At 71.1% G+C, this 20,570-nt stretch carries 16 protein-coding genes and 1 tRNA gene; 10 read left to right on the forward strand and 7 right to left on the reverse strand.

All coding sequences use genetic code 11. The features are described 5' to 3' along the window. Positions 1-23: 23 nt before the first annotated feature. The gene (locus tag AW271_RS32955) at positions 24-1,502 is read left to right on the forward strand and encodes a CehA/McbA family metallohydrolase domain-containing protein (protein ID WP_062341509.1); all 1,479 of its coding nucleotides are present in this window, start codon (positions 24-26) and stop codon (positions 1,500-1,502) included. A 47-nt stretch (positions 1,503-1,549) separates the two neighbouring features. Then, on the forward strand, positions 1,550-2,494 hold the full coding sequence (locus AW271_RS32960; protein WP_062341510.1) for an acyltransferase domain-containing protein: 945 nt from the start codon (positions 1,550-1,552) through the stop codon (positions 2,492-2,494). Here the strand turns inward: AW271_RS32960 and AW271_RS32965 are convergent. The 4 genes from AW271_RS32965 to AW271_RS32980 form a co-directional block, all read right to left on the reverse strand. Continuing rightward, positions 2,491-4,389, reverse strand: a complete 1,899-nt coding sequence (locus AW271_RS32965) for a hypothetical protein (protein WP_062341511.1) — start codon at positions 4,387-4,389, stop codon at positions 2,491-2,493. The two genes, AW271_RS32960 and AW271_RS32965, sit on opposite strands and share 4 nt — an antisense overlap. A gap of 109 nt (positions 4,390-4,498) precedes the next feature. Next, a complete protein-coding gene (locus AW271_RS32970) occupies positions 4,499-4,984 on the reverse strand; it encodes a hypothetical protein (protein WP_062341512.1) in 486 nt (161 codons plus the stop codon). A 116-nt stretch (positions 4,985-5,100) separates the two neighbouring features. Then, positions 5,101-5,682, reverse strand: a complete 582-nt coding sequence (locus AW271_RS32975) for a DUF6461 domain-containing protein (protein WP_062341513.1) — start codon at positions 5,680-5,682, stop codon at positions 5,101-5,103. Between the two features lie 31 nt (positions 5,683-5,713). Beyond that, positions 5,714-6,580, reverse strand: a complete 867-nt coding sequence (locus AW271_RS32980) for a LysR substrate-binding domain-containing protein (RefSeq protein ID WP_062341514.1) — start codon at positions 6,578-6,580, stop codon at positions 5,714-5,716. 239 nt (positions 6,581-6,819) lie between these two features. On the opposite strand from AW271_RS32980, the gene AW271_RS32985 reads away from it, so the two are divergent. The 6 genes from AW271_RS32985 (at position 6,820) to AW271_RS33010 (ending at position 14,676) form a co-directional block, all read left to right on the forward strand. Further along, positions 6,820-7,059: a hypothetical protein gene (locus AW271_RS32985; RefSeq protein ID WP_062341515.1), complete on the forward strand. Its 240-nt coding sequence runs from the start codon at positions 6,820-6,822 to the stop codon at positions 7,057-7,059. After that, positions 7,056-9,005, forward strand: coding sequence for a TOMM precursor leader peptide-binding protein (locus tag AW271_RS32990; protein WP_062341516.1), 1,950 nt, complete (start codon positions 7,056-7,058; stop codon positions 9,003-9,005). The genes AW271_RS32985 and AW271_RS32990 overlap by 4 nt, the downstream gene beginning before the upstream one ends. 11 nt (positions 9,006-9,016) lie before the next feature. Then, positions 9,017-10,465 (forward strand): SagB family peptide dehydrogenase, encoded by a 1,449-nt coding sequence (locus AW271_RS32995; RefSeq protein ID WP_062341517.1) that lies wholly within the window; start codon positions 9,017-9,019, stop codon positions 10,463-10,465. Between the two features lie 44 nt (positions 10,466-10,509). Then, positions 10,510-12,702 (forward strand): sensor histidine kinase, encoded by a 2,193-nt coding sequence (locus AW271_RS33000; RefSeq protein ID WP_083977583.1) that lies wholly within the window; start codon positions 10,510-10,512, stop codon positions 12,700-12,702. Positions 12,703-12,792: 90 nt separating this feature from the next. After that, positions 12,793-13,404: a response regulator transcription factor gene (locus AW271_RS33005; RefSeq protein WP_157554879.1), complete on the forward strand. Its 612-nt coding sequence runs from the start codon at positions 12,793-12,795 to the stop codon at positions 13,402-13,404. A 69-nt stretch (positions 13,405-13,473) separates the two neighbouring features. After that, complete coding sequence (locus AW271_RS33010) at positions 13,474-14,676, forward strand: lamin tail domain-containing protein (protein ID WP_245653318.1); 1,203 nt, start codon at positions 13,474-13,476, stop codon at positions 14,674-14,676. Between the two features lie 3 nt (positions 14,677-14,679). Here AW271_RS33010 and AW271_RS33015 read toward each other — a convergent pair whose 3' ends face one another. The 3 genes from AW271_RS33015 to AW271_RS42650 form a co-directional block, all read right to left on the reverse strand. Beyond that, positions 14,680-17,136, reverse strand: coding sequence for a DUF4132 domain-containing protein (locus AW271_RS33015; RefSeq protein WP_062341520.1), 2,457 nt, complete (start codon positions 17,134-17,136; stop codon positions 14,680-14,682). A 96-nt stretch (positions 17,137-17,232) separates the two neighbouring features. Then, positions 17,233-17,309: transfer RNA gene (locus AW271_RS33020), tRNA-Lys, on the reverse strand. A gap of 52 nt (positions 17,310-17,361) precedes the next feature. Next, positions 17,362-18,003 carry a hypothetical protein gene (locus tag AW271_RS42650; protein WP_062341521.1) on the reverse strand — a complete coding sequence of 214 codons (642 nt, stop codon included), beginning with the start codon at positions 18,001-18,003 and terminating at the stop codon, positions 17,362-17,364. A 317-nt stretch (positions 18,004-18,320) separates the two neighbouring features. Here AW271_RS42650 and AW271_RS33030 point away from each other — a divergent pair, with 317 nt between their 5' ends. Together AW271_RS33030 and AW271_RS42995 are read left to right on the forward strand one after the other, a co-directional pair. Next, entirely contained in the window at positions 18,321-18,920 is a 600-nt protein-coding gene (locus AW271_RS33030) for a TetR/AcrR family transcriptional regulator (RefSeq protein WP_062341522.1), read from the forward strand. Between the two features lie 108 nt (positions 18,921-19,028). Further along, a partial coding sequence (locus AW271_RS42995; protein ID WP_174553132.1) for a glycoside hydrolase family 6 protein occupies positions 19,029-20,570 on the forward strand: 1,542 nt, incomplete at its 3' end.

Raw genomic sequence — 20,570 nt, forward strand, 5'->3', positions numbered from 1 at the left:
TCGCACACCCGGAAGGCTCGAACGTGACAGACAACCACTTCTCCCGCCGCCAGCTGGTCAGGTACGCCGGAATCGGCGCGACCCTGGTCGCCGCGAGCCCCTTGGCCACGGGCACCGCCGCCGCCGATGACGACGCCGCCGTCCGGGGCCACGGCGGGCCCGCCGCCCCCCAGGGCCGGATCTGGCGGGCCGGCGACCACCACATCCACTCGGAGTACAGCGGCGCCTTCGACACCTCCGTCACCCCGCCCAAGTTCAGCAAGGGCGCCGACGCCGTCTACCCGATCGTGACGAACGCGATCATGGCGAAGCACTTCGGCCTCACTTGGGCCATGTGCACCGACCACGGCGGCCCGACGCACTCCAAGGTGAACCTGGAGCAGGCCTACCCCGACCTGCTGCGCTCCCGCGTCCTGGTGCCCGAGGTCCTGCAGTTCTGGGGCATGGAGTTCGACGCGCCCGCGCAGGACCACCACACGCTGATGATCCCGCACCACCGCGACGAGGCCCAGCAGCTGTTCGAGCTGGAGCAGCGCTTCGCCAAGCACGACGCGTTCCCCGCCGACCCCGGGCGCGACACCGAAGCCAAGATGATCGAGTTCCTCAAGGCCGCCAAGGGCATGCCCCACAAGCCCCTGGTGATCGCCCACCACGCCGCGCGCTCCGCGACCGGCCTGGGCGTCTACGGCCAGGACACCCCGCGCGAGTTCCGCAACGGCAACGACGTCGCGCCCGACGTCTACGTGGGCTTCGAGGGCGCGCCCGGCCACCAGGCCGCCCCGCTGCTCGGCGGCGCGCGCGGCGGTTACGGCAACCACCCCACCTACGGCGGCTTCGACCAGATGACCGCCCGCGTCGGCGGCCTGTGGGACGCCCTGCTCGGCGAGGGACGCCGCTGGTGGATCACCGCCACCTCCGACTCCCACGTGCACTGGACGCGCGGCGGCGCCGACTTCTGGCCCGGCGAGTACAGCAAGACCTACGTGTACGCCCGCCAGGACTACGCCGACATCATGGACGGCCTGCGCAACGGCCGCATCTGGGTCACCACCGGCGACCTGGTCAGCACCCTCGACCTGACCGCGCGCGGCCAGGGCCGCGAGGCCGCGATGGGCGAGACCGTCGTCCTCAGCCGCCGCAACCGCGGCGACGTCGAGATCGAGATCCGGTTCCGCCCGCGCCTGCTCGCCAACGGCAACGGCGACCGCCCCGAGGTCCGCCGCGTCGACCTGATCGTCGGCCAGATCACCGGCCCGAACGCCGACCGCGACGCCGACACCAACCCCACCACCAAGGTCGTGGCCCGCTTCGGCCCCCGCGACTGGCGCCGCCAGGGCGAGGAGTACGTCATCCGGCACACCCTGCGCGACGTCCAGACCGACCTCTACGCCCGGGTCCGCGGCACCGGCACCGACGAGGCCGAGCCGCTGGCCGACGGCAAGGAGAGCCCCTGGGACGACCTCTGGTTCTACTCCAACCCCGTCTTCGTCGAGGTTCGGTAACCGGCGAGATCATCATCCGAGCCGGGTGGTCCCCTAGGATCGTCCGCGTGGACCTGGACGCCATCGCCGCCCGGCTCGGAGTTCCCCCCGACGAGGTCGACCGCGTGCACCGGCTCGCCGGTGACCTGCCGTCGGCCCCGCTGCCCGGCAAGGCCGACGCGCCGGCGCTCCTCGCCCGGCTCGCGGTCGGGCCCGACGACGCCGCCGAGATCATGGCGGGCTGGCCCGATCCCGGCTCCCCGTGGTGGACGCCGGAGCTGCGCTGGCTGCTCGACCGCTCCATCGCCCTGGTCCGCGCCGATCTCGGCGGGCCCGGCTGGCTGCCGCCCGGCCCCGAGCTGCCCCGCGAGCGCGGGCCCGCCTACCGGCACCTCTACGTGTACGCCTACCTGGCCCTGGTCGACGTCACCACGAGGTTCCACCGCGACCACGGCGTGCCAGAAGACGTGACCTGGCTGACCCTGTCCGACCTCGGCCGCAACCTCGCGATCGACCGGCGGATGAACGGCGAGGGCTGGCCGGTCATGCAGAGCTGGCTGACGCTGCACGCCCGCGGGTCGGTCTACGAACTGGGCCGGCTCCAGTTCCACCGCGGCGGCGCCACCCTCGACCTGCACATCCCCGAGACGGGACCGCTGACCCCCGAGGCGGTCGACGCCTCGCTCGGCCTGGCCCGCGCGTTCTTCCCGCGGCACTTCCCCGATGAGACCTACCCGGCGTTCGCCTGCGGTTCGTGGTTGCTCGACCCGCAACTGGCGGAGTATCTGCCCGGCGACTCCAACATCGTCCGGTTCCAGCGCAGGTTCGAGCTGGAGCCCGATGAGGAGCCCGAGGGCATCGACGCCGACGTCGAGGTGCTGCGGTTCGCGTTCCGTTCGCTGACCACGCCGCTCGACCGGCTGCCGCGCGGCACCGCGCTGCAGCGCGCGATCGTCGATCATCTTCAGGCCGGCCGCCACTGGCGGTGGCGTCGAGGTTCCTTCCCGGTCTAGCCGACGTGCACGACCGGACGGCGCGCCGGGTCGGGCTCGGCCTGGCGCAGCACCTCGCGGGTCAGCGGCGGGATGTCGCCGCCGCCGAAGACCAGGTAGCGCAGCAGCGCGCCGATCGGGTTGCCCTCGGCGGCCCAGTGGAAGTAGACCTGCGGCGTCTTGCCGGTCAGGTCGCGCAGGTGCAGCAGCAGGGCCGCGATCGAGTTGGCGACGGTCGTGCTCTGCATGCGCAGGACGCGGAACCCGTGCCGCTCCTCGCCGATCACCCGCAGCTCCCCGGCGAACTCCGAGGCGTCCGGCACGGTCACCTCCAGGAACAGCAGGCCCTCGCGGGTGCGCAGGCGGTGCAGTTCCCACGCCTCGCGGGCCTTGTCGACGTACTCCTTCGCGTCGCGGTTGTTCGGCTCGTTGGCGATGAGGTGGAGCTCGCCCGCCTCGTTGACGAACCGGCGGGCCGCGTCGTCGAGGCTGATGCGGGTGACCCGCAGTTCGGTCGAGCGGGTGGCCCGGGAGACCAGCGAGACGACCACGATGGCCAGCACGAACAGCAGCGCGATGACCAGGCCGTCGGGGCGTTCGATGATGTTGGCGACGGTGGCGTACCCGAAGACCAGGGTGACCGCCCCGAAGAAGAGCGCGGGACGCACGCGCCGGCTCGTCCAGGCCGACAGGGCGACCGCCACGGCCGCCGACAGGATCAGCGCCAGCACCCCGGTCGCGTACGCGCCGCCCTGCGCCTCGACCTCCGCGCCGAAGACGACGGTGATGACGAAGGCGATGGCGGTGAAGACCAGCACCATGGGCCGCGAGGCGCGCGTCCAGTCGGGCGCCATGCCGTAGCGGGGCAGGTACCGCGGCACGATGTTCAGCAGCCCGGCCAGCGCGGAGGCCCCCGCGAACCACAGGATGGCGATGGTCGACAGGTCGTAGGCGGTGCCGAACCAGTCGCCGAGATAGAGATGGGCCAGGTAGGCCAGCGCCCGCCCGTTCGCCGAGCCGCCCTCGGCGAACTCCGCGGGCGGGATGAGCACGGTGGTGGCGAGGCTGGACGCGATCAGGAAGACGCTCATGATGAGGGCGGCCGTGGTCAGCAGCTTGCGCGCGCCCCTGACCCGCTCGGCGACGTCGCCCCTGACCAGCGGCATCACCGCCACCCCGGTCTCGAAGCCCGACAGGCCGAGGGCGAGTTTCGGCATCACGTAGAGCGCGACCGCGACCATCGCCAGCGGGCTGGCGTAGTCGCTGTTCAGCGTCTGCTGCCAGTCGTGCACCTTCTCCGGCGCGGTGATCACGTGCTGGACGGCGGTGGCCACCACGACCACGTTGAGCACCAGGTAGACGGCCACCAAAACGACCGCGACCGAGATCGCCTCGCTGAACCCGGCCAGGAAGACCGCGCCCAGCGCCGCGATGAGCAGCAGCGTGACCGGCACCTGCCAGCCCGCCAGCGCCTGCGGCACGAACGGGTTGTGCAGGATGTGCGCGGTCGCGTCGGCGGCCGACAGGGTGATGGTGACGATGAACGCCGTCGCGACGAACCCGAGCAGGAACAGCACCAGCAGCTTGCCGCGCCACCCCGGCATCAGCCGCTCCAGCATCGACAACGAGCCGAGCCCGTGCGGGCTCTGCTCGGCCACCGCCCGGTACGTCGGCAGCGCGCCGAACAGCGTCAGCGCGACCAGCACCAGCGTGGCGACCGGGCTGAGCGCGCCGGCCGCCAGCGCGGCGATGCCCGGCTGGTAGCCGAGGGTGGAGAAGTAGTCGACCCCGGTCAGGCACATCACCTGCCACCAGGAGTGCTGGTGCTCGGGCGGCTCCTCGTCGTGGGTGCCGCCGACCAGACCTTCGGGCCGCTTGAGCCCCTTCAGCAACCATCGCCGGAGCGTGCCGGTCACCGAGTACCTCCGCTATCCGGGCAAATCAGACGAGTGGTCACGCTACTGACGGCACACGTCGTTGCCCGGGAACCGGGGCGTCAAGAAAACGTAAAAATATACGGTCCCTTTACGGCTCGCCGAAGCCGAAGTTGTCGTGCACGACGTTCGACCTCTTGGTCATGCGCGGATAACCGGGCGCCTCGAAAATGATCTTCGTGTAGATCTCGTCGCCGAAGTCGAACGGCGGCTTGTCGTCCTCGTCGAGGTGCTTCACGCACGACAACTTCAGGTCGGAGACGATGAACAGCCCGCCCCCGTTCCGGTCCGAGATCGCGCTCAGGCTCGCCTTCGGCGCCTTGTAGACGCGGTTGTCGTAGATCGGGTCCTCGGCCCAGACCTCGACCCGCGCCGTCGCGCCGTTGTCCACGAGGTACTGGGCCTGGGCGTTGGTCATGCCGATCTTGCCGACGGTGAGCACCCGGCACTCGCTGCCGCTCCCCGTGATGGTCAGCCGGGCCGACAGTTTGCCGGCTTCGTCGGCCGCGAGGGCGGGGGTGGTCAGGGCGATCACGGTGACGCCGAACGCGGCGAGCGCGCTTCTGAAGGAGGTCATGCCCCACGGTCGGGCGGCCGGCTTGCGACGGGCTTGACACCCGGCGACCGACGCCGCCCATCGGGTCTCTGACCTCGGACGACGGTCCGGTCCACTTGCGCCGGGCCACTTCGCCGCTACGTCGTCGGGTCGGAGAGGTAGTAGCCCTGGAAGGCGAGTTCGGTCAGCATGCGCGGGGTCAACGTGATGCCGGTGAGACTTTCGGTCAGGGCGAAGACCGGGCCCTCGTCGATTTCGAACCAGTCGGGGAACTCCGCGTCGATGCGGGCCATGGGTGCGACGAGCTCGGGAAACTCCTGGGGATCCACGTGCAGGTCATCCGCCATGAAGCCCTCCTGCGCGTAGAAGCCGATGCGCAGGTGCCCGTCTTCGGCCCATCGCCACTCATGCAGGCCCTTCACCTCGAGCAGCGAGTGGGACACGACGCGGGTGCCGACCGACAGCCGCTCGACGATCTTCTCGTCGACGCCGATCCAGCGGGAGTCGACGACCAGCGTCCAGCCGCCGACGGCGGCCACGGCGACGAACGCGTCTTCCTCCTCGTAGATGTTCCACCAGGAATCGATCATCTCGCCGAAGGTCATCGGGGAGAACGCGGCGGGATTCCCGCCCCAGCGGGTGACCACATCGGCCGGGGACACGCCCTTCACCCAGGCGACGGTCTTGCAGTCGAGTAACTCGGCCAGTTCTGCGTACATGAGCGGCATGATCGCAGAGCGCACCGACAGATCAGGCGAACGGATAATCGCGCAGAGCCTGCTGAATGGCCCGCTCCGCGATCGGCACGTACTCCGAATCCGTCGCGTTCGCGGAAAGGGCCACCGTCACCGGCAGCGGACCAGGGGCCGAAGGGAGCGCGTTGCGCGCCGCACGTGGCAGCCCCCACAACTCGTCGCCGTTGGCGACCAGGCAGGCGACCCCCAGCCCCGCCTTGGCGGCGGAGCGCAGCCCGACGAGCTCCGGCCCCTCGTAGGCCACCCGCCACGGCACCTCCGAGGCGTCGAGGGCGTCGACGATACGCCGGCGCAGCGTGCACGGCTCGGTGAAGAGGGTCAGCGGAAGGGCCGCGCCCTCGCCGTGGGCCGGGCGGCCGAACCAGTCCATGCGCATCTCGCCCAGCTGGTGGGCGGGCCCGGCGACCGGCTCCGACTGGAGCAGCAGGGCCAGGTCGAGCTGCCCCGACGACACCTGGTTCTCCAGCGACTCGCTCAACCCCGTCTGCACCCCGACCTGCACGTGCGGCAGACCCCGGTTCAGCAGCCGCAGGATCTCCGGCAGCGCCTCGGCGAGCTGGTTGACCACCCCGATCGTCAGCCGGGCCGCGCCCGACGGCGGCACGAACCGGCCCACCGCCTCGTCGTTCAGGGCGACGATCCGGCGGGCGTACCCGAGCAGTTCCTCGCCCTCGGTGCTCAGCTCCAGGCTGCGCCCGGTCGAGGTGAAAATGGGCCCCTTCACGAGACCGCCGAGCTGACGGATCTGCTGGCTCACCGCCGGCTGGGTCACGTGCAGCGCCTCGGCCGCCTTCCGGAACCCGCCGAGCTCGACCACGGTCACCAAGGCCCTCAGCCGATTGACTTGCAGATCGTGATACATGCGCTTTCCCTCAATAAGGCAGATGGACGCCTGACGGCGTACGCGTGTCGATGTCCCGGACCGTCCCGGGCCGCGGCCTCTTGGGCCGGCGGAGAAGAATTCGATTCACGCGGCTCAGCCTAGAAGCGCTTACATCGCCGGGTCTGCATCCGGTTTCACGATCCCGGCGTGAAAATCTCACATTCGGCTCGTGAATCGATGACTAGGGCCATCCGGCCCGCCTGCGGAGAATCGAACGCATGACCACGATGACTCACGCGGACGAAGACTGGCGTTTCGCCGAACTGGTGATGCGGGCGTGGACGGAACCCGATCTGGCCGCCCGCTACGAAGACGACCCGGCCGCCACCCTGGCCCAGTTCGGCATCGACCTGGGCGACGACGACGCGCCCCCGCTGTCGGCGGGCGGTGACCCCCTCCACATCGCCGACCTGAGCAAGCCGTCCCTTTCGTCTGCGAAATGGACGTATTGCGGATGAAAGTCGGATTCAAGCGGCACTGGCGGGCGCTGACCGTGCCCGGTGACGGGGTCTACCTGACCTCGGCGCGGGCCACCGTCGCGTTGCACGGCGACCACATCGAAGAGGTCGCGCCGCTGCTCGACGGCAGCCACGACCTGGCCGGGCTGCACGAGCGCACCGGGCTCGGCGCGGCCGACCTCGGGCGGCTGCTCGGGCGGCTGGCCGAGGCCGACCTGGTCGCGCCGCAGGCCGACGACGGCGTGCCGCCGGAGGTCGCCGCCTTCTGGGACCTGGCCGGGCTGGACGTCCCTGACGGCACGGTCGAGGTGATCGGGCGGTCGCCGCTCGTCGATCGGGCGCTCGCCGACCTGGGGTTGCGCGCCGGTGGCGAAGGGCCCGTCGTGGTGGTCTGCGACGACTACCTCGACCCGGTGCTCGCCTCGGTCAACGCCGATCGGCTGGCCGACGGGCGGCCGTGGTTGCCCGTCGCCGTCAACGGGCCCGACCTGTGGATCGGCCCCGGCTTCCATCCGGGGGACACGGCCTGCTGGGAGTGCCTGGCGGCCCGGTTGCGGATCCGGCGGCAGGCGCCGCTCGGGCTCGCGCCGCGCGCCGCGTTGCCGGTCACGTCGTCGGTCGGCGCGCAGCTCGCGGCCCTCCAGGTCGCGCGGTGGCTGGCGGGGCGGCGGCTCGGCACCCTGTGGACGTTCGACCCGCTCACCCTGGAGGCCGCGCACCACCGGGTCACCCGCAGGCCGCAGTGCCCGGCGTGCGGCGACCCCTCGGTGCGGAGCGCTCCGGTGGAGATCACGTCCCGGCCCAAGGCGCACGCCCACCGGTCGGCCGGGCCGCAGGAGACCTGGGACCGGTACGTCCACCTCACCGACCCCGTCACCGGCGTGGTCGACCGGGTCCGCCGCGATCCCCGCGCGCCCGGGTTCCTCAACAGCTACCTGTCGGGCCGCAACCTGGCGCTGCCGGTCTCGGGCCTGCGGGCCAACAGCGGCGGCAAGGGCGGCACCCCGCTCGAAGCGAAGGTGGGCGCGCTCTGCGAGGCGGTCGAACGCTACTGCGGTTCCCGGCTCGGCGAGGAGCACGTCGTCCACGACTCCTACCGGGGGCTGGGCACGGCGGCCGTGCACCCCGACGACGTGCTGCTCTACGACGCGCGCCAGCGCGACCCCTTCGACGAGACCGCCGTGACCGAGTGGACGCCCCTGTTCACCCTCGACGGCCGCCGGCGTTACCTGCCGACCGGCCTGCTCTACTTCACCGAGGGCGGCCAGGCCGACTCCAACGGCAACGCCGCCGGCTCGTCGATCGAGGACGCGATCCTCCAGGGCTTCCTCGAACTGGTCGAACGCGACGCGGTCGGCATCTGGTGGTACAACCGCACCCGCCAGCCGGAGGTCGTGCTCGACGACCCGTGGACCGCCGGGCTGCGCGACGACTACGCGGGGCTGGGCCGCGACGTCCACGTGCTCGACCTGACGACCGACCTGGGCATCCCGGCCATGGCCGCGGTGTCGACCAAGGACGGCGAGGAGGTCATGCTGGGCTTCGGCGCCCACTTCGACCCCGCGACGGCCGCCCGCCGCGCCCTGACGGAGCTCGGCCAGCTGCTGCCCGCCGCCCAGGACCTCGACATGCGCCCGTGGTGGGGGCGGGTCTCGGCCCGCAGCCATCCGTGCCTGCTGCCCGACGGGGTGGCGGCGCCCCATCCGTACACGCCGAACCACGACCTCAAAGACGACCTCGACCTGATCAGGCCCTTCGACCCGTTGATCCTCGACCAGACCCGGCCCGACATCGGGCTGCCGGTGGTCAAGGTCGTCGTGCCGGGGCTGCGGCATTTCTGGCCGCGGTTCGCCCCGGGGCGGCTGTTCGACGTCCCGGTGGCACTGGGGCGGCTCGACCGGCCGATCGCCTACGACGACCTGAACCCGGTCGCCCTGTTCATGTGAGAGGAGCCGACATGCACGACTCGCTCCCCCCGTTCCCCCTGTGGTCGTTCCGCGAGGACGTCTTCGTCGAACCCGACCCGGACCAGGGTGTGATCGTCGTGCACTCGCGCTGGGAGGACAGCGTCCTCCCGCTGCCCGCGCCGGGCGTCGTGGAGGCGCTGCGCCGGATGAGCCTGGGGCCGATCTCGCTCGGCAACGTCATCAGGTCGGGCGCGGAGCGGCGGGCCCTCGGCGCGCTGCTCGACCGGCTGGGGCACCTGGTCGTGCGGTCGTTCGGCGTCGACCGGGAGCAGCCGCTCATCTCGGTCGTGCCGCTCACCCCGCAGGCGGGCTTCCGGCTGCCCGACCGGCCGCCGGTCCACCCGGTGAGGTTGTCGCGGTTCGCCGTCCTCACCACCGACGGCGGCAACTACCTGCTGGAATCGCCGCTGTCGCACCACCGCGTGATCCTGCACCGCGCCGACGCCATCGCCCACCTGGGCGCCCTGATGCGCCCTTCCCCGGCCTCGGCGGCCGGGCCGGCGACCCGGTCGGTGATCTCCTACCTGATGGCGGCCGGGATGGTCGTCGAGGCGGAGGCCGGCGACCCGTTCCAGCGGGTGGTGTTCGCCGAGGACCACGATCCCGCGCTGACCGCGTGGACCCCGATCGACCTGATGTTCCACACCCGCTCCACGCTGGGCCGCCACGACCAGGACTTCGGCGTGACCTATCCGCTCGGCGAGCACGGCAGCGTCGAGCCGGTCGTGAAGGAGGCGGCCGACGGCGTCGCGCTGCCCCGGCCGTCGTGGCACGACCTGGCCGCCGACCCGCCCTTCTCGGCCGTCGTGGAGGCCCACCGGCCGGCGCAGACGTTCTCGGGCGAGGCGATGACGCTGACCGACCTGGGGGCGCTGCTCTACCGGACCGCCCGGGTCCGGTCGCTGACCGGCTCGCCGTCGACCGAGGCGACCGCCACCACGAGCGACCGTCCCCATCCGACCAGCGGCGACTGCCACGAGCTGGAGCTCTACGCCGTCGTCGACCGGTGCGCCGGGCTGGCGCGCGGCGTCTACCACTACGACCCCTACCGGCACGCCCTGAACCCCCTCGACGGCGATCCCGACGAGCTGCTCGTCTCGGCCAACCTGGGCGCCCCGCCGCCGGTGCTGCTGATGGTCACCGCGCGGTTCCGGCGGTTGTCGTGGAAGTACAACGGGCTCGGCTACTCGCTCGTGCTCACCGACGCGGGCGCGCTGGTGCAGACGTTGTCGCTGGTCGCGACGGCGCTGGGGCTCGCGGGGCGCCGTCTCGACGGGCCCGACATCGAGGCGTCGGCGCACGTGTTCGGGCTCGACTGGCGGACCGAGTCGAGCGTGTGCGGCTTCGCCGTCGGCCACGCCGGGAGCGGCCCCGCCGACGAGGGATTTCCGGTCAACGACGCCGAGTGGCCGATGCTGGCCGCCGCACTTCTCGCATAAGCCGACATTTCCCGGTAAGTGAGGGCTCCGTGGTGTCGTTAGGGATGCGCCCCGTACTGATGGCGCGCGGCGTCATCGGCGCCGTGTTGTTCGGCTACACCTTCAACGCCCTGATGTTCGTCTGGGACGAGGGCCTGCGCGGATGGTCCCTCGGCGTCTTCGCGCTCTGCCTGCTCGCCGGCTTCGGGCTGCAGCTCGTCCACTCGACCCGCGATGTGGTGTCGTGGCCGGTGCGGCGCACGGCGGTGACGTTGTCGGCGCAGGCCCTCGTCACCTTCGCGCCGTTCGCGTGGGCCGGTCCGCAGGCCGGTTCCCTCGCCGGGTTCCTCGCCGGCTCGATGCTCCTCGCCGTCGCGGGCCCACTGCGCTGGGCCCTGTACGCCGCCGTCCCCGCCGCCATGTCGATCGCGCTCACCTGGACGGGCCTGGCCACGGTCGACGTCGTCTACGGCGCCTACTTCACCGCGCTGACCGGGCTGATGGTCTACGGCGTGAGCTCCCTGGCGTCGCTGGCGCTGACCGTCCACGCCGCCCGGGGCGAGCTCGCCGGGGTGGCCGTCGCCCAGGAACGCCTCCGGGTCGCCCGCGACCTGCACGACCTGCTCGGCTACAACGTCTCGGCGCTCACCCTGAAGAGCGAACTGGCCTACCGCCTGCTGCCCGGCTCGGCCGAACGCGCCCGCCGCGAACTGCGCGACGTGCTCACGCTGTCGCGCCAGGCGCTCGGCGACGTGCGGGTGGTCGCCGGGGGCAGCCGCCCGATGTCGCTGGCCGCCGAGGCGCGCTCGGCCGAGTCGATGCTGATCGCGGCCGACATGGACGTCGAGGTGCGCCTTGAGCCCGGCCCGCTGCCGGAGGAGGTCGACACCGTCCTGGCCATCGTGCTGCGCGAGGCGGTGACCAACGTGCTGCGGCACAGCAAGGCGCAGTACTGCCTGGTGGAGACCGCCCGACAGGGCGACCACATCGTGTTGCGGGTGGTCAACGACGCCGCCGACGTCGGCGGCCCGGAGCCCGGCGGGGGAGCGGGCCTCGACAACCTGTCGGCCCGCGTCGAGGAGGCCGGGGGCGTCAGCACCACCAGCCTCGACGGCGAGTGGTTCACCTTCACCGCGAGGGTCCCGGCCGCCGGTCCGGCCGCGCCGGTCGCCGACGACCCGGTGACGTGGACGTTCGCGCAGATCACCGGCCAGCCCTGGCACCTGCGGGTGGCCCGCACGATCGCCGTCGTCGTGCTGCTCGGCTACGGCGTGCTGATGGTCGTGAACGTGCTCGGCCGCCACCCGGAGGCGCTGAGCCTGCTGGAGTTCGCCCTGTGCGCGGCCGTGCTGGTCGGCGTCCAGATCGCGGTCTCCCTCGGCTTCCTGCGCCGGATCGCGCTGCCGGTCCAGGCCGTCGCCACCTACCTGCCGCTGCTCTGGATCGGCGAACCGTGGGGTTCCATGGGCGGCTTCCTGGCCGGCACCGCGCTGACGGTGCTGCCGGCCGTGTGGCGCTGGGGCTGCTACGCCGCCGTCGGCGTCAGCGTGGCCGCCCTGTCGGTCGCCAACGGCGACGCGGGGGAGTGGACCGCCTACCTCGCCCTCTCGACCCTGCTGACCGGCCTGGTCGTGTACGGCATCGGCGAACTGTCCGGCCTCGTCGCCCAGGTCGACCAGGCCCGTGACGACCTCGCGCGCGGCGCGGTCACCCGGGAACGACTACGCGTCGCCCGCGAACTGCACGACCTGCTCGGCCACGACCTGGCCGCCATGACGGTCAAGAGCGAACGCGCCTACCGCCTGCTCCCCGGTTCGGGCGACCGGGCCCGCGCCGAACTCGCCGACGTCCTGGACGTGGCCCGCCGCGCCGTCGCCGACGTCAGGTCGGTGGCCAGCGGCTACCGCCACATGTCCTTCACCGCCGAACTCGACTCCGCCCGCGCGACCCTGGCGGCGGCCGGGGTGTGCGTTCGGGCCGGGGCCCGCGACGTCCCGCCGGAGCTCGACGCGGTCCTCGCGGTCGTGCTGCGCGAGGCCGTGACCAACGTGTTGCGGCACAGCGCCGCCACCTACTGCGAGATCACCTTCGCCGACGGCTCGCTGACCGTCTGGAACGACGGGGTCGTCACGCTGATGACCCCGGCCGAGCCCGGCACCGCCCTTGATGACCTGGCCGAACGCCTGGAATCCCTCGGCGGTTCGTTGAAATGTGAACGAACGGCCGGTACGTTCCGCCTAAAAGCCGACATCTCATAATGACGTTCTGTCAAGAATGTCGGCATTGCCTATTCGCGTAACCTCGGTACAAGATTCCTTTTGACCTTGTGGACCGGCCGGGGGAATGGCGTGCTGACGTTACGGATCCTCCTCGCCGAGGACGTTCGCATCGTCCGGGGCGCCCTGGCCGCCCTGCTGGAACTGGAGCCCGACCTCACCGTCGTGGCCCAGGTCGGCAGCGGCGCCGACATCGTCCCGGCGGCCCTGGAACACCGCCCCGACGTGGCGATCCTCGACGTCGACCTGCCCGTGGTCGACGGACTGTCGGCGGCCGAGGAACTGCACGCCAAACTTCCCTCGTGCCGCACGCTCATCCTCACGGGCCTGGGCCGTCCCGGCACGCTGCGGCGGGCGTTGTCGGTCTCGGTGTCGGGCTTCCTGCTGAAGGACACCCCGTCGGAGCGGCTGGCGCAGGCCGTACGGGAGGTGGCCGCCGGCCGCCGCATCATCGACCCGCAACTGGCGCTGACCGCCTGGGACGTCGGCGACATCCCCCTGTCGGGCCGCGAGATCCAGGTGCTCCGCCTGGCGGCCGGCGGCGCGGAACCCCCGGAGATCGCCGCTCAAATGCACGTTTCGGTCGGAACGGTACGAAACTATCTGACCAAAATCGTCACCAAACTCAACGCGCGAAATCGGGTGGACGCGATACGCATAGCCACGGAAGCGGGCTGGATCTGAATTCCTGCCCCGGTTATTCTCGCCACGGGGTGATAGGCGATGACATATACGGTTTTGCGCGGCAATTTCGTGATCAGATATTCCGATCTCCCGCGCCAGGGCCCCGAGCCCGACGGTGACACGATCAAGTTCCTCCCCGACACGCCGGCGCTCATCGAGGCGCTGCCCAGGCCGTCGGGCACCTCGCCCGACCTGAACCGGCGCGGCATCTCGGTCCGCCTGGAGGCGATCGACGCCCTGGAGACCCACTTCGAGGAGACCCACCAGCGGCTGGAGTGGGCGAACGCCGCCCGCGACCGGCTCCTTGAGCTTCTCGGCTTCACCGGCGTCGAGTTCTTCGACGACCTGCCGAACAAGGTGGAACGCGCCGACCAGGACACGATCAGGGGCCACGTCCTGTCGAACGGCATCGACGCCAACGGCCGCCTGATCGCGTTCGTCTACGGCGGCCCGACCGACATTCCCGACGGCGCGCCGGTCTACCTGACGCCGGAGCTGGCCGACGCGTCGGCCAACCGCGTCCTGCTGGCCGAGGGCCTGGCCTACCCGGCCTACTACGCCACCCTGCCGGTCGAACTGCGCGACCACCTGGCGGGCGTCTCCCGCGCCGCCCGCCCCGCCACCGGCCTGTGGCCCCACGCCGACGGCCATCCCGGCGAACCCGCCACCGTGACGGCCGGCAACCTCGACGAGACGATCATCTGGCCGAAGTTGTTCCGCCGTCTGGTGCCCTACTTCGCGGCCGGCTTCCCCGACTTCGACCAGTTCGACACCTGGTTGCGCGCCGACCCGGTCCACCGCGACGATGCGATCTGGCTGATCGGCCGGCAGGAACGCGGCAACCTGCACGACGTGGTGCGCGCCTCGGGCGACCAGATCGAGCTCACGGTCTGGCCCGAGGACTTCGTCATCGCCCCCGACCCGGCCACCGGCCCGACCACTCCGCCGACGGCGGTCACCGGCGACCTGGTCATCGTGGCCGCCCTGCCTAACCCGGCCGGCGCCGACGCGGGCGCGGAGAAGATCACCCTGCTGAACGTGACCGCCGACCCGGTCGACGTCGGTGGCTGGCACCTGCGCGACACCTCGGGCAACCGGACGGCGTTGTCGGGCGCGATCGAGGCGGGCGACGTCAGGGTCGTGAAGGTGAGCTGGCTGAACAACGACGGCGACTCGATCATGCTGGTCGGGCCGGATGACGTGGTGATCGACACGGTGACGTACAAGAAGGAGCAGGTCCGCACCGGCCGCACGATCGCCTTCGGCCGCTGAGGCTCACGAGGCGAGCTGGCGGGTGATGGTCGGGTCGGTGATCGCGGTGTCGGCGGCGAGCAGGAACGCCTTCGACAGGATGATCGACAACATGCCGCCGTCCTCCTCGAACGGCAGGAACACCTGCTGCTCCGGGCGGCCGGGCACGATGCACAGGTAGGCGTCGTTGGGTTCCATCAGGATGTTGCCGGACCCCAGGTGGATCTTGTAGGTGCGCAGGTCACCGCGCACCCGCAGGAACCGCTCGGTCAGCTCGGCGCGCCCGGCGAGGCTCAGCCGGGGCAGCAGGCGGGCCAGCGCGTCGCGGCGCGTGCGCGCCGTCTCGGTCAGCTCGCCGAAGCCGTGGGAGCGCCAGTAGTCCTCGTGGCCCGCGACCACCTGCGGGTCGAGGCCGATGGAGGTGACGCCCACGGCCAGGTCGGCGTCGCGCAGCGCCTCCGACAACACCAGCGGCGGCACCTCGGCCAGCGGCAGACCCTCGCGGGCGTAGCCGTAGACGTCGGTTTCATCCTGGTCGGCGCGGTAGAAGCGGATCTGCTCACTGGCGCAGAAGGACGCCGTGCCCCAGCCGTCGGCCTCGGGGTCGGCGTTGACCGACATGTCCCAGCGGACCCGGTAGCCGGACAGCTCCTTGACCGCCGCGCCCTGGTCGCCGCCGCACTCGTAGTCCCAGTGGCCGATCGACAGGCCCGTCCAGCCGCGCTGGTTCAGCAGCGCCTTGGCCTGGCCGTAGCGCAGGGTGTGCCCGGCGAACCGGTTGGAGTAGGCGCCGGTCTGCTCCTCGGCCGGGGTGAGCAGGTAGACCTCGCGGAAGGCCTGCTTGAAGGGCTGCCGCACGCCCGCGTCGAGCAGGTGGTCGCGCCAGGCCCGGACCGTCTCCCGCGTCTCGCCGATGGGATGCCACAGGTGAAGAGGGGTGTTCGGATCGGGCTGGATGCGGCGGCCCGCGGGGTCGGTGAGCTCCCAGCCGTCTTCGGTCCGCACCGGGAGGCCGGCCGGGCCCTGGAGGACGCGCCAGATCAGGGTGCGCGCGTAGAGGCCGGTGACCGGGTGGTCGAGGAAGAACTCGGTCACCTCGTGCCACCGCCAGATCCGCTCCTCGATCAGGGCGCGCTCCAGGCGGAACCGCTCGGCCGGGAGCAGCTGCCTGAGCTCCTTGAGCGTCGCCTTCAGCTCGGCCAGCGCCGGGTCTTTCCTGATCGCCGCCGGGGCCGCCTTGACGGTTTTGCCCTTGGCGTTGACGAACTCCAGCGCCTGCGCGCCGGCCCGCAGCCGCACCAGGCAGTCGCCGACCGGCTCCTCGCGCACCCCGTCGGGGCCGAGCCCGAACGCCGGCACCGTCCGGTCGAGCAGCCGCTCGGGGGAGAGCCCGGCCGCCTCGGCGACCGCGTCGAGGGCGCGGGCGACCCCGGCCAGCACGGTCTTCTTGCGCACCTTCGCCTGGACGCGGGCCAGGTGGGGCACGGTGTCGAGACCGCCCCGGCTGGCCAGCGCGCCGACGGCGGCGTTGGCCAGCTTCTCGTCGCGGCAGCTCGCCCCCGAGCCGCCGACGCCGGTCCCGCAGGTCACGGCGCAGTCGCCCAGCAGCGCGGTCACCCAGGGTTCGTCGATCAGCCGGCAGGTCCAGATCAGGCCCCGCAGCGGGGTGGCGGTGCGCTCGTGGAGGAAGACGGTGCTGGTCCACTCCTGACCCTGGTGGCGCAGCGTGACGGGGCCCTCCCGGTGGGCGGACAACCGCTGGAGGATCTCCCGGACCAGGACGACGGCCTCGGGGGTGAGCAGCCTCCCGGCCGTGGCGAGCCACTTTCCGCTGGGCTTGGCGGCGGTGGCGCCGTTCCAGTGGCGTAACAGCGGGAAGACCCCGGGGGCCGCGAGCGCGGCCCCGAACTCCGTGAGGAGCTTGGCGGCGAACCGGTCGTGTTCGCCCAGCAGGGTGGCGACCACCGAGCCCGGGTCGGCGTGTTCGGCGAGGAAGTCGTCGAGCCGCCGGGCCGTCTCGGCGCGGGCCGTCCACTCGTCGTCGCCCACCGCCTTCCGGGCCTCCTCTGCCTGGGCCACGTAGCGTTCGCGCAGCTCGCGCGGGAGCGACGCGGTCGCCGTGAGCGGCAGGGTCAGCCTGCGGAGCACCGCCTGCGCGGTGCGTTCACGGGTGAGGCTCAACCGCCACAGCAGATCGGTCTCGTCGGCCGTCCACCGGAGTTTGCGGCGGGCCACCCGGGAGGCGACCTCGTCGGCGAGGTAGTGGTAGCTGAGCCGGGTCTGACGATGCTGGGCCCAGAGCCCGAGCACCCGCCACTGGGCGTCGTCGAAACCGGCCATGCGCAGCCCGAGTCCGGTCTCGCCGAGCGGCTGGCGCGGCCACCGCCACTCGCGCTCGGCGGGGATCGCGGAGGCCAGCCGCTCGATCTCGGCGAACAGGTCGGTGTGGCCCCAGCGGTCGAGCTCGGCACTGATCTTCATGGCCGCAATTGATATCAGCGGCGAACGACAATTCCCGGAGGGCCGCCGCCGAAAAGAGAAAATCCCAACCCGGTCGAACCGAGTTGGGATTTCTTCTGGTGCGCCGCCAGGGACTCGAACCCCGGACCCGCTGATTAAGAGTCAGCTGCTCTAACCAACTGAGCTAGCGGCGCCCGCGAGGAAGACTTTAGCAGCTCCGAGCCCTCCATCGCACATCGATAAGGCTCAGCTCTTCCACGCGCCGGTCGAGAACGGCACCGGCGCAGCCTTGAGGCCGATCCCGTCGCCCCACTTGGTGATGTGGTATTCGATCGGGATGTGGCCGAAGCCGCCGTTGTTCTTCACGGCGAGCGTCGTCATGTCGAAGGAGCCGCCGGTCAGCTCGGCGAAGGTCTGCCCGTCGAGGTCGAGCATGATGCCGCGCGACGAGGGGTTGCCGGGGCCGCGGTCGCCGACGAAGAACGGCTTCTTCACGCCCTTGTAGACCACGTAGCCCTCGGTGCCCAGGGGCCAGCTCGGGGAGGCGGCCATGCCCTTCTGCATCGGCTTGCCGCTGGCGGGCAGGCCCGTGTCGCCGGCGCGGCCGGAGGAGTCGTCCCAGAAGTAGGAGGCGGTGGTCTTGCCGGTCAGCACGGCCGGCTTGACGAACGAGGGCTCCTTGATCGCGGGCTTGGCCACGGCGGGCGCCTTCGCGAGGGGCTTGACGACGGCGGCCGTCTGCGGGTGGATCCGGACGTGGTTCGTGTGCGGAGGTGCGGCCAGGGCGGTGGCGGCGCCGGTGGTGCCCAGTCCCAGGACGGCCAGGCCGGCGGCGGTGAGCGCGGTGGTCACGGTCTTGTTCTTCAGGATGCCTTTGAGGGCGTACATGAAAAAGGGAGATCTTTCCGTACGACGACAGGACTGCCACGCGAGTCATCAGGGGTGGCGTGTCCGGTGGGCCCCGCGGGCCGTTCCCGGATCCGATGGTCAAGCGCTGTCTCGTGGGTTGGTCAGCACTTGGCAACGAAAGCGACACTAGCCACCAAACCATGACATGGCAAACCTAAGACAGTAAAACATCTCAGATAGCCATGAAACGCCCATAAACAAGGGGATTCCGTGGTCAAGCGTGCCGTTTGCCCTCCCGTGACCGGTCAGGTGTTGGACTTGGAAACGGTAAGGACCCAAGGGATCGGGAGCCCTGGATGGAAAGCCTGCTGCAGGGGGCCACGCGTCTCTTCGCCGCGCTCGGGTACGACGCCACGACCTTGAAGCAGATCGCCGAGGCGACCGGGATCGACCCGGCCCAGGAGGGGTTCGGGGGGTCCAAGCGGGACCTCTACCTCGCCGTGATCGAGCGGGCCTCCCGGATCGAGACCGAGGCGCTCGAAGGCGTCGTCAACGACATGATGGCGGCCGACCACATCACGGCCGCGGCGGCCGTGCACGAGATCGTCGACCGCTACATCGACTTCTGCGTCGCCAACCCCGAGTTCCCGGCCCTGTGGATCCACCGGTGGCTGTACGACGCCGCCGACCTCACCGGCCTGGAGCGGCAGTACTCCCAGCCGCTGATCACCATGACGACCTCCGTGCTCGAACAGGCCGCCGAGGCCGGATACATCGACGACACGGCCGACATGGAGTACTGCGTGTGGACGCTGATCTGGTGCGTCCACGGGTTCGTCCAGGGCGGCGTGCTCGACGAGTCGGGCGACCGGCTGGGGGCGGAGAACCCCGAGGTGCTCGCCCGCTTCCGCCGGCACCTCCACCGGCTGGCCGCGCGGACCCTGAATCTTTCATAGGCATCCTGGCCGTATCCCGTCGAACCAGGAAACATGCTGTACACCTCGGCGAAACGAACCCATGTTGGGAGCGCTCCCAATCGTGTATGCCGAGGAGAAGAGAAAGCTATGGGACCCCGATTGAGTTCCTGGCGCAGAGCCGCCATGGCGGCGGCGGCCATGCTGCTGGCCGTCACCGGGCTCGCCGTCATGCAGACGCCGGCGGGCGCTGCGGTCGCCTGCCAGGTCACGTACGCCAAGCAGTGGGACAACGGCAGCGGTTTCGGCGCCAACATCACGATCAACAACCTCGGTGACGCGGTGAACCCGTGGCGGCTCACGTACACGTGGCCGGGGAACCAGACGGTCCAGCAGGGATGGAACGGCACCTGGAGCCAGTCGGGCCAGAACGTGACCGTGGTCGCCCCCTCGTGGGCCGGCGCCCTGGGCTCCGGCCAGTCGGTGCAGATCGGCTTCAACGGCCAGTTCAGCGGGACCAACACCAACCCGAGTTCGTTCTCCCTGAACGGCACGGTCTGCAACGGCCCGATCACCTCGCCGTCGCCGTCGGCGTCGCCGAGCCCCACGCAGCAGGCCCTGATCGTGACCCCGACCAGCGTGAGCGTGCCGGAGGGCGGCACCGCCACCTACTCGGTGCGTCTCCAGTCGCAGCCCAGCTCCAACGTGACCGTGACCACGAGCGCCGGGTCGGGTGACACCAACCTGTCGGTGAGCTCCGGCTCCAGCCTCACGTTCACCAGCAGCAACTGGAACACCGCCCAGAACGTCACCCTCGCCGCGGCGCAGGACAGCGACTCGACCAACGGCTCGCGGACCTTCACGGTCGCCTCCAGCGGCCTGACCAGCGTCAACGTCACCGCAACCGAGGCCGACGACGACGGCACGCAGACGCAGTCGCTGGTCGTCTCCTCGACCTCCGTGACCGTGCCCGAGGGCGGCACCGCCTCCTACACCGTCCGCCTCGCGGCCGCGCCGAGCGGCAACGTGAGCGTGACCAACACGGCCGGCTCCGGTGACACCAACATCACCGTCAGCTCGGGCGCCAGCCTGACGTTCACCACGTCGAACTGGCAGACCCCGCAGACCGTCACCCTGGCGGCGGCGCAGGACAGCGACCAGACGAACGGCACCCGGCCGATCACCGTCGCCTCCTCCGGCCTGACCAGCGTCACCGTCACCGCGACCGAGGGCGACGACGACATCGTCAACCCGGGCCGCGTCGACAACCCCTACGCGGGCGCCACCGGTTATGTGAACCCCGACTGGTCGGCCAGCGCGGCCTCCGAGCCGGGCGGCGCGGCGGTCGCCAACACCTCCACGGCCATCTGGCTGGACCGGATCGCCGCCATCACCAGCGGTTCGGCCGGTAACAACAGCAAGGGCCTGCGTGACCACCTGGACCTGGCCGTCCAGCAGGACGCCGCCAACGGCTCCGCGCCGTTGACGATCCAGGTCGTGATCTACAACCTGCCCAACCGCGACTGCTCGGCCCTGGCCTCCAACGGTGAGCTCAAGGTCGCCCAGAACGGCCTCAACCGGTACAAGACCGAGTACATCGACCCGATCGCCTCGATCATGTCCGACACCGCGTACCGCAACCTGCGCATCGTCGCCATCATCGAGATCGACTCGCTGCCGAACCTGGTCACC

It is taken from the genome of Herbidospora sakaeratensis (assembly GCF_001570525.1).
Classification (GTDB): Bacteria; Actinomycetota; Actinomycetes; order Streptosporangiales; family Streptosporangiaceae; genus Herbidospora; species Herbidospora sakaeratensis.

Excerpts from the sequence above, each read along its gene's own strand:
- AW271_RS32980 (WP_062341514.1), bottom strand. The coding sequence starts at position 6,580 with ATGTATCACGATCTGCAAGTCAATCGGCTGAGGGCCTTGGTGACCGTG.
- AW271_RS32995 (WP_062341517.1), top strand. The coding sequence starts at position 9,017 with ATGCACGACTCGCTCCCCCCGTTCCCCCTGTGGTCGTTCCGCGAGGAC.
- AW271_RS32985 (WP_062341515.1), top strand. The coding sequence starts at position 6,820 with ATGACCACGATGACTCACGCGGACGAAGACTGGCGTTTCGCCGAACTG.
- AW271_RS32975 (WP_062341513.1), bottom strand. The coding sequence starts at position 5,682 with ATGTACGCAGAACTGGCCGAGTTACTCGACTGCAAGACCGTCGCCTGG.
- AW271_RS32970 (WP_062341512.1), bottom strand. The coding sequence starts at position 4,984 with ATGACCTCCTTCAGAAGCGCGCTCGCCGCGTTCGGCGTCACCGTGATC.
- AW271_RS33030 (WP_062341522.1), top strand. The coding sequence starts at position 18,321 with ATGGAAAGCCTGCTGCAGGGGGCCACGCGTCTCTTCGCCGCGCTCGGG.
- AW271_RS42650 (WP_062341521.1), bottom strand. The coding sequence starts at position 18,003 with ATGTACGCCCTCAAAGGCATCCTGAAGAACAAGACCGTGACCACCGCG.
- AW271_RS33015 (WP_062341520.1), bottom strand. The coding sequence starts at position 17,136 with ATGAAGATCAGTGCCGAGCTCGACCGCTGGGGCCACACCGACCTGTTC.
- AW271_RS32990 (WP_062341516.1), top strand. The coding sequence starts at position 7,056 with ATGAAAGTCGGATTCAAGCGGCACTGGCGGGCGCTGACCGTGCCCGGT.
- AW271_RS33000 (WP_083977583.1), top strand. The coding sequence starts at position 10,510 with ATGCGCCCCGTACTGATGGCGCGCGGCGTCATCGGCGCCGTGTTGTTC.